This is a genomic window from Micromonospora foliorum (assembly GCF_022229015.1).
GTDB classification, from domain to species: Bacteria; Actinomycetota; Actinomycetes; order Mycobacteriales; family Micromonosporaceae; genus Micromonospora; species Micromonospora foliorum.
The window spans coordinates 1-10,179 of record NZ_JAKKFF010000395.1 but is presented as its reverse complement, the minus strand read 5'-3'; the positions used below and the strand labels follow the sequence as shown (position 1 = coordinate 10,179).

The window sequence follows — 10,179 nt, the reverse complement described above, 5'->3', positions numbered from 1 at the left end:
CGCCGCCGCGCCGGCGGCCGCGCCCGCGGCGAGCATGCGGTTGACGTACCGCTCGACCGGGCCGTCCGGCTTCGGCCGGGGGCGGTCGATCACCGGCCAGCGGGCGATGGCCCGTTCGGCGTCGCCGGTGAGTCGCGGCTCGGCCCGCTCCCAGGCGGAGAGTTGGGCCCGTGCCTCGCCCCACTGCACCACCCGCTGCGCACCGTCCAGGACGATTCCCGTCCAGCGACCGGTCAGGCCCTGCACCACGGCCTCGGCCAGCGGAAAGAGGACGTCCGCGCGCGGGTCGGAGCCCAGCCGTCTGCCGATGAACTCGTGCAGCTTCGGCTGAAGATCCACTGCGGAGAGCAGGCCGGCCACCTCGCCGGGCAGCGGCGCGAACGGGAGGATCCGGGTGGCCGCCGAGATGGTCAGGCCCAGCGCGTCCGAGGCGAGCGCGCCGAGGGTGCGCGGGGTTCGGGGACCTTCCTCCGGTGGGTGCGGCGGTGGGATCTCCGGGTCGGGTTCGTGGTCACAGGTCCGCTCGACCCGGTCGATCGTGGCGATTAGGTCGCGCAACGTCGGTTCGGGGGTCTGGACGGCGACCACCACCCGCCCGGAGGGTGCGTTGACCCGGGCCCAGGCAACCCCGGGCATCCGCTCCAGCGCGCCCTCCACCTGACGGGCCAGCCGGTTTCCGCCGTCCTGGCAGACACCGTGCACCTCGATGTGGTGCCGGCCCGGCCGGGACCAGACCCGACGCCGCGTCAGCCCGGCCGTCCGGGCCAGCCGGGTCGCGGCCGAGCTGACCGTCCGGGACGCCTCGCCGACCAGGTGCGGTACGCCGAAGGACGGCAGGATGCGGCCGGCAGCGCGACCCGCCGCCGTCATCGAGGCGTACGGCTGGACGGGCGCCGGCCCGGCTCCCTGTTGCCGCTGGTCCTGACCTTGGCCATGTCGTCCTCCCACCGCGCTCACGTCCGGCGGCCTGGCTTCCCGACCTGTCATCCGTTATGCCCCCTGAGCGGCGGAATTTTCCGCCGTCGCTGGCGCATGGACGGGGTGGGCCGTGGAAACCGACGACCATCACCGGACATGGGGAGGCCGGCATGAGCACGCTGACGCGACATCTCAACGGTTCACGGGAGAACGTCAAGATGTACAGCCGGCGGGTTCAACTGCCGATGCTGGGTGAGGTGGCGGTGCCGCCCCCGGACAAGGTCGCCTACTACGCCGGGCTCGGGGTGCTCGCCGCGCTACAGGTCATCGAGTGGCCGATCGCTGTGGTGATCACCGCTGGCCACCTGCTGGCAGACCAGCATTTTTCCGGACTGGTGCGCGGTGTCGGGGAGGCGTTGCAGGACGCCTGACGAGAGCCAGCTCACCGGATGGTTGACATGAATCAGGGTTGAGGTCGCATGCTCGGTCGATGCCGAGCACAGCCGTCACCGCCGCACCCGCCGCACCTGGACTCTTCGCACCCCGGCTGCGCGCGATGACGGTGGGCAGCGTCGCGTTGATCTCACTCCTCGCGTTCGAGGCGTTGGCGGTCGGCACGGCGATGCCGACCGTCGCGCGCAGCCTGGACGGGTTGGCGCTGTACGGGATCGCGTTCGGTGGCCCGTTCGCCACCGGTGTGCTGGCCATGGTGGTCTCCGGCATCTGGTGCGACGCCCGGGGTCCGCGGGGGCCGATGTGGCACGGCGTCGGGTGGTTCGTGGTCGGGTTGCTGATCGCCGGGACCGCCCCCGTGATGAGCGCCCTGGTCGTCGGGCGGGTCGTGCAGGGTTTCGGTTCCGGGCTGCTCTCGGTGGCGCTCTACGTGATCGTCGGGCACGCGTACCCGCAGGAACTGCACCGGCGGATCTTCGCGGCGTTCGCGGCGGCGTGGGTCGTACCGTCGCTGGTCGGGCCGGCGGTTGCCGGCCTGATCGTGCAGCACCTGCACTGGCGGTGGGTGTTCCTGGCGGTGCCGGCGGTGGCCGTGCCGGCGGTGCTGCTGATCCATCCCGGCCTGCGGTCGCTGGCCCGGAGCGCGACAACGAGCCCGCCGGCGGGTGCGGCCGCGCGGATCGGTTGGGCGTGCGGGGCCGCGGTGAGTGCCGCACTGCTGCACATCGGGGGACAGCAGCGCGGCGCCACCGCCCTGGTGCTGGTCGCGCTCGCCGTGGTCGGCCTGTTGGTCTGTGCTCCGCGCCTGCTGCCCGCCGGGTTTCTCCGGGCCGCGCGAGGGTTGCCCACCGTCGTGGGGCTGCGTGGCCTGGCGTCGGCGGCGTTCGTCGGTGCCGAGGTGGTCATCCCGTTGATGCTCTCCCGGGAACGGGGCCTCTCGCCGACCGCGGCCGGGCTGGTCCTCACCGTCGGCGCGCTGGCGTGGTCGGCGGGCTCCTGGTTGCAGGGCCGGATCCCGGTGCCGGTGTCGCGGGCCAGCCTGCCGCGCGCCGGGCTGATCTGCATCACCGTCGGCACCGCCACGGTCGCGCTGGCCGTCCGGCCCGAGCTGCCGGTGGCCGTCGCCGTGTTCGGCTGGGCGGTCGCGGGTCTGGGCATGGGGCTGCTCTATCCGTCGTTGTCGGTGCTCACCCTGGAGTTGTCCGCACCGGGTGAGCAGGGCCGCAACAGCTCGTCACTGCAACTGAGCGACTCTCTCTTCGCGGCGACCGTGCTCGCGCTGACCGGGGCCGTGTTGGCGGCGGGAAGTGCGCCGGGCCCGGCCAGCTATACGACGACGCTGGTGGTTACCGCGGGGTTGGCGCTGCTCGGGGCGCTGCTGGCCGGCCGGGTCGTGGTGGGCGGGGGCGTGCGCCCGGCCGGGTGATCGGTGGATTCGGCCGCGTCTCACCTGCCCGTGCCGGAAGGATGGCGGGCGATGAACCTGCTGACCATTCTGCCGCTCGCCGTGGTCATGGTCGCCGGGACGCAGTTGGTGGTGGCGGTCTTCCTGGCCTCGTCGGATCGGCCCCGGGCGGCGTCGCTGGGCTTCCTCGCCGGGGCGGGGCTGGTGGTGGCCGCCGGGGTGACGGTGGCCTGGTTGTTGACCCGGCTGGTGGGTGGGGTGGCCGCCGACGCCAGCGCCGTCGCCGGGAAGGTCGATCGCGGCCCCGCCATCGACCTGGTGGTGCTGGCCCTGCTGGTGTGCCTGGCCGTGCTGATCCGGGTACGCCGGAACCGCTCCGGACCGCCGCGCTGGCTGGGGAGCATCGAGCACGCCGGCCCGCCTCAGGCGCTGCGGCTGGGTGCGCTGCTCTTCGTGGCGACGCCCACCGACGACCTGACCATGGCCACCGTCGGGGCGAGTGTGGCCCGACACGAGCTGCCGTGGTGGCATCTGGTGCCGTTCGTGCTACTCACCGTGCTTCTGCTGGCGCTGCCCCTGCTGGCGTTGCTGCTGCTCGGGAGCAGGGCGGCGCGGGTGCTGACCCGGATGCGGGAGTGGGCCGAGGGGCACGCCTGGATCGTCAACGAGATCGTGATCGCGTTCTTCGCGCTGCTCACCGTGTTGGACCTGATCCGTTCGGGGTGAGCCGCCGCACCCGGGCCGACCACCTGACCGACACGTACGGGGGAACCGGGCGGAAATGAGAGCAACAACGGTTCACGTTCGTCTTACCGTGACGCCATGTTCGCTGTCGTCACCACGGTGATCCTCTACGTCTTCGGCTTCGTCTTCCTCTACGGCGTGATCCGGCTGGGTGTCCGGCACGCGTTCGAGGATCTGGAGCTGCAACGGGCCAAGGCCCAGCGCGAGGAGGAGTTGGCGGCTGCCCGCGACCGCTCCTTCATGCGCGACAACGCTTTCCTCGCCGGCAGTTGAGCGCCGGATCGATCCGGCCCGGGCCGGTGGCGTCGCCGGGCGGCCGGGGAGCCACCGGGCGGTTCAGCGTCGCGGATGCGAGGATCGCACCCGTGATGGGAACGCTGAAGACGGAACCGGCCCGCGCCCGCCTGGATCTGCTCGCCCCGCCGGTCGCGGAGGCCATCGCGCAGTGGCCGGCCGAGGCGCCGGTGGACGTCAACGACGTGCTGGTCGCGCCGATCGACGCCGACCTCGCCGACACCGCCGCGTTCTGCGCGGCGTACGAGGTGGGGCTTGACGTGTCGGCCAACTGTGTCGTGGTGGCGGGCAAGCGCGAGGGCGTGGTCCGCTACGCGGCCTGCATCGTCCTGGCCACCACCCGGGCCGACGTGAACGGGGTGGCCCGCCGGGCACTGGACGTCCGCAAGGCGAGCTTCGCTCCGATGGCCGACGCGGTCGAGTTGACCGGCATGGAGTACGGCGGCATCACCCCGATCGGCCTGCCGGCCCAGTGGCCGATCCTGGTCGACGCGCGGGTCATCGCCACACCACACGTGATCGTCGGGTCCGGCGTACGACACAGCAAGATCGCGCTGCCGGGGCCGGCGTTGGGCGCGCTGCCGGGAGCGCAGGTGGTGGAAGGGCTGGCCAGGCCGGCCTGACCAGCCATCGGCATCGATGTTGTTGCACGTGAAACATCGTGATCATCGATGCCGGACGTCCGGCTGTTGGTGACTCAGTGTGAGTGGGCGGCGGCCTCGCGCTGCTCGACCTCGGCCAGCGCGGCGAGCAACGTCTGCACCTCCTGCGCGCCGGAGACCGCGTACTTCCCGGCCAGCACGAAGGTCGGCACGCTGGTGATGCCCAGATCCCGGGCGGCGGCCAGATCGGCGGCGACGTCGGCGACGCGCTCGTCGGAGTCGAGGAACCGGCGTGCGTCGGCCGCGTCCAGCCCGATCTCGCCGGCCAGGGTGGCCAGCGCCTCCCGCGACCCGACGTAGACCCCGTGGTTGAAGTGCGCCTGGTACAGCGCCTCCACCATGTCGGCCGCCCTGCCCTGGTCGGTCGCCCAGGAGACCAGCCGGTGCGCGTCGAAGGTGTTGGCGATCACCGCGCGGTCGTAGTCGAGCCGCAGCCCGTCGGCCGCCGCGACCTGGGTCACCCGGTCGACCATCTGCCGGGCGCGCTCCGGGCCGCCGAACTTGCCGGCCAGCGCCTGCACCAGTGGGAGGGGCTGCGGCACCGGCGACGGGTCGAGCTGGAACGGTCGGTAGCGGACCGTCACCTCGCCCTCGTAGCTGGCCAGGGCCTCATCCAGGCGGCGCTTGCCGATGTAGCACCACGGGCAGATGACGTCCGCGTAGATCTCGATCTCCATGATCGGTGGCAACCCCACGGTCAGGCGAGTTGTTCCCGGATCTGCCGCTTGAGCCGGCCCAGGATCGCCGTGCCCCCGCGGATCCGCAGTGGGCTGATCGCCTGCGCCAGCCCCATCCTTTGGTAGAGGTCGTCCGGCACGGCCAGCACCTGCTCGGCGCTCGCCCCCGCCAGCCCCTCGGCGAGGATCCCGGCGAACGCCCGGGTGGTGGGCGCCTCCGGTGGGCAGTCGAAGAGCGTCTCCACGGTGCCCTCCGGGGTCACCCGGGCGCGCAGGAAGAACGCCGTCTGACACTCGGGCACCTGCTCCATGCCCTCGCGCTCCGCGGCGCCCTCCGGCAGCGCCGGAATGACGTCCGCGTACTCCAGCAGCATCTCCAACACCAGGTCGCGCGGCGCGGCAGCGAACTCGTCGACGATCTCGGCCAGTCGGGCCGGCATGTCAGCCATGCGTCGAGGCTACCGCCGTCGTGGGAGGGGCCCGGTCACACCGTGGGCGACTGCTCGCTGATCTCGCTGAGCGCGCTGGTCGGATCGAGCTGCATGGCCAGGTCGCCGAGCGAGACGATCCCCACCAGCTTGCGGTCACTGTCACAGACCAGCACCCGTCGGATGCCCCGATCCCGCATGAGCGCCGCCGCCTCACCCGCCGTGCAGTGCTGTTCGATCATGACGACCTCGCGGGTCACGATCGAGCCGATGGTGGTGGCCGCAGGGGAGCTGTTCTCCGCCACGGCCCGCACCACGATGTCCCGGTCGGTGAGCATGCCGGCCAGGCTGGCGCCGTCGGTGACCACCACATCACCGATGTCGGCCTCCTTCATCACCCTGGCCGCCTCGTCCAGGGTGGTCTCGGCCGGCAGGTACACGACCTGCTTGGTCATCACGTCACTGACCCGGTAACCGGTCATGAGAGCCTCCGAAGACGTATCCACCCGATCCGACTGCACTACCCCGAGACACCGCAGCTACACCAGGCTCGCACGTTCCTGGGTCACCTCGTGGACGAGTCGATCCACCAGACCGTCCAACGGCAGCTCGGTGCGCCCGTCACCGGCCCGCTCGCGCAGCTCGACGTACCCGTCGGCGAGTCGGCGGCCGACCACGACGGCCCGGGGGATGCCGATCAGCTCGGCGTCGGTGAACTTGACCCCGGCCGAGACGTGCGTGCGGTCGTCGACAAGCACCCGCAGGCCGGCGGCGGCGAGGCGCCCGCCGAGCTCCAGCGCCGCGTCGAGCTGCGGGCCCTTGCCCGCGACCACCAGGTGTACGTCACACGGCGCGACCGCCGCCGGCCAGACCAGCCCCCGGTCGTCGTGGTGCTGCTCGGCGACAGCGGCCACCGCCCGGGAAACCCCGATGCCGTAGCAGCCCATGGTCGGCCGGACCGGCTTGCCGGCCGGCCCGAGCACGTCGACCGCGAAGGCGTCGGTGAAGCGCCGGCCGAGCTGGAAGATGTGCCCGATCTCGATGCCCCGCCGGATGGTCAGCTCGCCCGCCTCGCAGTCCGGACACGGGTCGCCAGCGCGCACGTCGGCCGCCTCGATGGTGCCGTCGGGGGTGAAGTCCCGGCCGCACACCACGTCGGTCGCATGGCGGCCCGGCTCGTTCGCCCCGGTCAGCCAGGCCGACCCGGCCACCACCCGAGGATCGACCAGATAACGGATGCCCAGCTTGTCGAGCAGTTGCGGCCCGATGTAACCGCGAACCAACTCCGGATGCTCGGCCCACTCCTCGAAGACGGTCACCTGCGCGGGGTGCAGTGCGGCACTGACCCGCTTCAGGTCGACCTCCCGGTCACCGGGCAGCCCGATCACCAGGGGCTCGGCCCGCTCGGCGCCCGGCTGACGAACGGACAAGACGACGTTCTTCAGGGTGTCGGCGGCGGTCCAGCCGTCCCGACCGCCCAACCGGCGAGCGTTGGCCAACTCCACCAGGCTCGCAATCGTCGGGGTCTCCGGAGTGTCGTGCACCTCGACGACCGGCTGCCTGCTTGGGTCACCCGCGCTGGGCGCACGGGTGGCCACCGCCTCGGTGTTGGCCGCGTAGTCGCAGGAGGTGCAGGCCACGAAGGCGTCCTCGCCGACCGGCGTCGCAGCCAGGAACTCCTCCGACGCCGAGCCGCCCATCGCGCCGGACATTGCCCGCACCACCGCGTAGTCCAGGCCCAGCCGGTCGAAGATCCGCCGGTACGCGGCGCGGTGCCGTCCGTACGCGTCCCGCAGCCCCGCTTCGTCCAGGTCGAAGGAGTACGCGTCCTTCATCAGGAACTCCCGACCGCGCAACAGCCCGGCACGCGGCCGCGCCTCGTCGCGGAACTTCGTCTGCACCTGGAACAGCGTCACCGGGAAATCCCGGTACGAGGTGAACAGGTCCTTGACCAGCAGCGCCGCCATCTCCTCGTGGGTGGGCGCCAACAGGTGCTCGGCGCCGCGCCGGTCGGCGAGGGTGAAGATGTCGTCGCCGTACTCCGTCCACCGGCCGCTGGTCCGGTAGGGCTCGGCGGGCAGCAGCGCCGGGAAGTGCACCTCCTGGTCACCGATCGCGAGCAGCTCGCTCCGGACCACCTCGGTGATCCGATCCAGCACCAGCTTGCCCAGCGGCAGCCAGGTGTAGCCGCCCGGTGCGGCACGACGGATGTAGCCGGCGCGCAGCAGCAGCCGGTGGCTCGGCACCTCCGCGTCGGCCGGATCCTCGCGCAGGGTCCGCAGCAACAGGGTCGACATGCGTAGCAGCATCCGAGCAGCCTACGACCGGTGCGACAGGATGAGCGATCCATTTCGATCCGCGCGGCACCCGCTGCCGGCAACCATCGGCACCGTTGCCGACGTCTGCAATGACACCAAGCCCGCTGCACCCTGACCCCAAGGATCGGCCCGTGTGGACCCTCTGCTGAGTGAGTTCGACTCGTTCGTCCGTACCCGCACGCCGGCGTTGCTGCGCTCGGCCTACCTGCTCACCGGCGACCAGCACCTGGCCGAGGACCTCGTCCAGTCGGCCCTGGCCCGGACCCACCGTTCCTGGAACCGCCTGCACCACAGCGGCAACGCCGAGGCGTACACCCGCAAGATCATGTACCACCTACAGGTGTCCTGGTGGCGACGGCGCCGGGTCCCCGAGTCGATGCCGGGCGACCTGCCCGAGCCACGCGGAGGCGACTCGGCCCCGGACCACGCCCACCAGACCAGCCTGCGGCTCACCCTGCGGGCGGCGCTGGCGAAGCTCTCCCCGAAGCAACGTGCCGTGCTGGTGCTGCGGTTCTTCGAGGACCGCACCGAGGCGGAGGCGGCGGACCTGCTCGGCGTCACGGTCGGCACCGTGAAGAGCCAGACGGCCAAGTCCCTGGCCAGGCTGCGCGCCGTCGCACCCGAACTCGCCGAGCTGTACGTCCTGGAAGGGAGCACCCGATGAACGACCAGCGCCTCCGGCTCGACCTGACCGCCCTGGCCGACGAGGTCACCTCGGTCGACCTGCGGGACCGTACGCTGCGCACGTCCCGCCGGCTCGGTATCCAACGGGCGGTGGCCACGTCGGCCGCCGCGCTGGTGCTGATCGCCGCGGCGACGGGCACCGCCTTCGCCATCCGACCGGACCGGTCCCCGAACCCGCTGCCGGCCGACACCCCGTCGGTCACCGCGACGCCGACGCCAACTCAGTCGCCCACCCCGACGCCCTCCACCAGCGCCGGCGACACGCCCGGTGCCCCGCCCAGCGGCGGGTCGGGCACGAACACCCCGTCCGTGCAGTTCGGCAAGCTCTTCTACGGCCCCGCCACGGTTGTCGAGGCGGCGACGGCGAACCTGCGGTCCTGGCGTCCTGGCGACAGTCCGGTGCGACTGCTGGCACTGCCCGCAGGCCCGGCAGCGAGCAACGCGAGCATCTCGCCGGACGGGCGCCGAGTGGCCTGGGTGGAGAGTGACGACAGCGGCGAACGCACCCTCGTCGTCGCCGACGCCGACGGCTCCAACAGGCAGGAGATGCGCTCGGACGTGGAAGGCAGCTGTTCCCCGGTCTGGTCACCGGATGGGCGGCACCTGCTGTTCGTGGAGGCCGCCACGGCGACAGGTGAGCCCGTTCGGCGCGGGGTGCTGGACACCCGCAGCGACAAGCGGACCGTCACCTGGTGGCCCGGTCAAGTCCGCGGCTGCCACGCCCTCTGGTCGGCGGATGGTCGGACCATCGCCGTGGCCTTCGAGATCGGGGTCACCCTCTACGCCCCTGACGGCACGAAGAAGCGGGTTGTTCCCGGCTTCTCCACGAACAGTTGGCTCACCCACGACATCGCCAGCCTGTCCTCGGACGGCTCTCGGATCGCTCTGCTGCGGAGGAAGCCCGGCGAGCAGTCCGGCGACATTGCTCGTGAGCTGCGGGTCAACGCGGTACTGGACACCCGCAGTGGCAAGCAGGTCACCTTGCCACTGGGCGGGCGCGCCCTGCAACAGGTCTACTTCCAGACCGACGGTTCGATGGTCGTGCGGGTCCAGGCCGGCAGCGGGTACGCGGTGCTGCTGGTCGACGAGGACGGCAAGAAGATCTCCGAGACCGCCGAGCCGGCGAGTTTGAAGGACATGGAGATCCTGGGCGTCGTCGACTGACAATCAGCGCGAGATGGGCGGGCCACCCTCGGGTGGCCCGCCCTTTCCGCGTCCGCGCACCGTCGGCGGGACCGCGTTGATCACCGTCGGTGAACTGCGGAAAAGGTTGCCGGTGCGAGCGGATCCGACTGTCCGGTAGTGGCGCGCCGCGGCGGCAACTCGCCACGGCCAGGGCTCGTCTTGGGTGGTGTCAGGCACGGTCAGCCTCCACAAAGGATGGAAACGATGAGTCTCGGCCCGTTCACCCGCACCACCCGTCCCGCCTCGGCCCGCCGTTCCGGCGCGCTCGCCGGTACGGCCGCCCTGCTGCTCCTGACGTTCGGTGCCGCGGCCTGCGGCACCGCCGACCCGAAGGCCACGCCCGCTCCGGCCGAAACGGCCACCGCCACCGCCACCCCCGTTCCGGCGACCGGCGACACCTCGGCCGCCGGC

At 71.9% G+C, this 10,179-nt stretch carries 13 protein-coding genes; 8 read left to right on the top strand and 5 right to left on the bottom strand.

The features are described 5' to 3' along the window. Window positions 1-870, bottom strand: an 870-nt coding sequence (locus PSH25_RS25540) for a heavy-metal-associated domain-containing protein (protein ID WP_238661478.1), incomplete at its 3' end; no start/stop codon positions are given. Window positions 871-1,088: 218 nt separating this feature from the next. Between PSH25_RS25540 and PSH25_RS25535 the strand changes: the two genes are divergently transcribed. The 5 genes from PSH25_RS25535 (at window position 1,089) to PSH25_RS25515 (ending at window position 4,437) form a co-directional block, all read left to right on the top strand. Beyond that, on the top strand, window positions 1,089-1,349 hold the full coding sequence (locus PSH25_RS25535) for a hypothetical protein (protein ID WP_238661476.1): 261 nt from the start codon (window positions 1,089-1,091) through the stop codon (window positions 1,347-1,349). Window positions 1,350-1,408: 59 nt separating this feature from the next. Further along, window positions 1,409-2,797 carry an MFS transporter gene (locus PSH25_RS25530; RefSeq protein WP_238661475.1) on the top strand — a complete coding sequence of 463 codons (1,389 nt, stop codon included), beginning with the start codon at window positions 1,409-1,411 and terminating at the stop codon, window positions 2,795-2,797. 51 nt (window positions 2,798-2,848) lie between these two features. Next, complete coding sequence (locus tag PSH25_RS25525) at window positions 2,849-3,502, top strand: GAP family protein (protein ID WP_238661474.1); 654 nt, start codon at window positions 2,849-2,851, stop codon at window positions 3,500-3,502. 96 nt (window positions 3,503-3,598) lie between these two features. Beyond that, window positions 3,599-3,793, top strand: coding sequence for a hypothetical protein (locus PSH25_RS25520; protein WP_030331904.1), 195 nt, complete (start codon window positions 3,599-3,601; stop codon window positions 3,791-3,793). A gap of 95 nt (window positions 3,794-3,888) precedes the next feature. Further along, on the top strand, window positions 3,889-4,437 hold the full coding sequence (locus tag PSH25_RS25515) for a YbaK/EbsC family protein (protein ID WP_238661477.1): 549 nt from the start codon (window positions 3,889-3,891) through the stop codon (window positions 4,435-4,437). A 74-nt stretch (window positions 4,438-4,511) separates the two neighbouring features. Here PSH25_RS25515 and PSH25_RS25510 read toward each other — a convergent pair whose 3' ends face one another. Genes PSH25_RS25510 through PSH25_RS25495 form a run of 4 tightly spaced genes read right to left on the bottom strand, consistent with a single transcriptional unit; the run spans window position 4,512 to window position 7,890 of the window. Further along, the gene (locus PSH25_RS25510; RefSeq protein WP_238661473.1) at window positions 4,512-5,153 is read right to left on the bottom strand and encodes a DsbA family oxidoreductase; all 642 of its coding nucleotides are present in this window, start codon (window positions 5,151-5,153) and stop codon (window positions 4,512-4,514) included. 20 nt (window positions 5,154-5,173) lie between these two features. After that, complete coding sequence (locus PSH25_RS25505) at window positions 5,174-5,602, bottom strand: SufE family protein (protein WP_238661472.1); 429 nt, start codon at window positions 5,600-5,602, stop codon at window positions 5,174-5,176. A gap of 35 nt (window positions 5,603-5,637) precedes the next feature. Then, on the bottom strand, window positions 5,638-6,063 hold the full coding sequence (locus PSH25_RS25500) for a CBS domain-containing protein (protein WP_030487636.1): 426 nt from the start codon (window positions 6,061-6,063) through the stop codon (window positions 5,638-5,640). 57 nt (window positions 6,064-6,120) lie between these two features. Then, the gene (locus PSH25_RS25495; protein ID WP_238661471.1) at window positions 6,121-7,890 is read right to left on the bottom strand and encodes a proline--tRNA ligase; all 1,770 of its coding nucleotides are present in this window, start codon (window positions 7,888-7,890) and stop codon (window positions 6,121-6,123) included. Window positions 7,891-8,032: 142 nt separating this feature from the next. Here PSH25_RS25495 and PSH25_RS25490 point away from each other — a divergent pair, with 142 nt between their 5' ends. From PSH25_RS25490 to PSH25_RS25480, 3 genes are all read left to right on the top strand, one after another. Next, a complete protein-coding gene (locus PSH25_RS25490) occupies window positions 8,033-8,563 on the top strand; it encodes a SigE family RNA polymerase sigma factor (protein WP_238661470.1) in 531 nt (176 codons plus the stop codon). After that, the gene (locus PSH25_RS25485) at window positions 8,560-9,747 is read left to right on the top strand and encodes a WD40 repeat domain-containing protein (RefSeq protein WP_238661469.1); all 1,188 of its coding nucleotides are present in this window, start codon (window positions 8,560-8,562) and stop codon (window positions 9,745-9,747) included. The genes PSH25_RS25490 and PSH25_RS25485 overlap by 4 nt, the downstream gene beginning before the upstream one ends. A 225-nt stretch (window positions 9,748-9,972) precedes the next feature. Further along, window positions 9,973-10,179 (top strand): hypothetical protein (locus tag PSH25_RS25480; protein WP_238661468.1); only part of this gene is annotated, 207 nt, incomplete at its 3' end.

Excerpts from the sequence above, each read along its gene's own strand:
- PSH25_RS25510 (WP_238661473.1), bottom strand. The coding sequence starts at position 5,153 with ATGGAGATCGAGATCTACGCGGACGTCATCTGCCCGTGGTGCTACATC.
- PSH25_RS25535 (WP_238661476.1), top strand. The coding sequence starts at position 1,089 with ATGAGCACGCTGACGCGACATCTCAACGGTTCACGGGAGAACGTCAAG.
- PSH25_RS25520 (WP_030331904.1), top strand. The coding sequence starts at position 3,599 with ATGTTCGCTGTCGTCACCACGGTGATCCTCTACGTCTTCGGCTTCGTC.
- PSH25_RS25530 (WP_238661475.1), top strand. The coding sequence starts at position 1,409 with ATGCCGAGCACAGCCGTCACCGCCGCACCCGCCGCACCTGGACTCTTC.
- PSH25_RS25495 (WP_238661471.1), bottom strand. The coding sequence starts at position 7,890 with ATGCTGCTACGCATGTCGACCCTGTTGCTGCGGACCCTGCGCGAGGAT.
- PSH25_RS25505 (WP_238661472.1), bottom strand. The coding sequence starts at position 5,602 with ATGGCTGACATGCCGGCCCGACTGGCCGAGATCGTCGACGAGTTCGCT.
- PSH25_RS25525 (WP_238661474.1), top strand. The coding sequence starts at position 2,849 with ATGAACCTGCTGACCATTCTGCCGCTCGCCGTGGTCATGGTCGCCGGG.
- PSH25_RS25515 (WP_238661477.1), top strand. The coding sequence starts at position 3,889 with ATGGGAACGCTGAAGACGGAACCGGCCCGCGCCCGCCTGGATCTGCTC.
- PSH25_RS25500 (WP_030487636.1), bottom strand. The coding sequence starts at position 6,063 with ATGACCGGTTACCGGGTCAGTGACGTGATGACCAAGCAGGTCGTGTAC.
- PSH25_RS25485 (WP_238661469.1), top strand. The coding sequence starts at position 8,560 with ATGAACGACCAGCGCCTCCGGCTCGACCTGACCGCCCTGGCCGACGAG.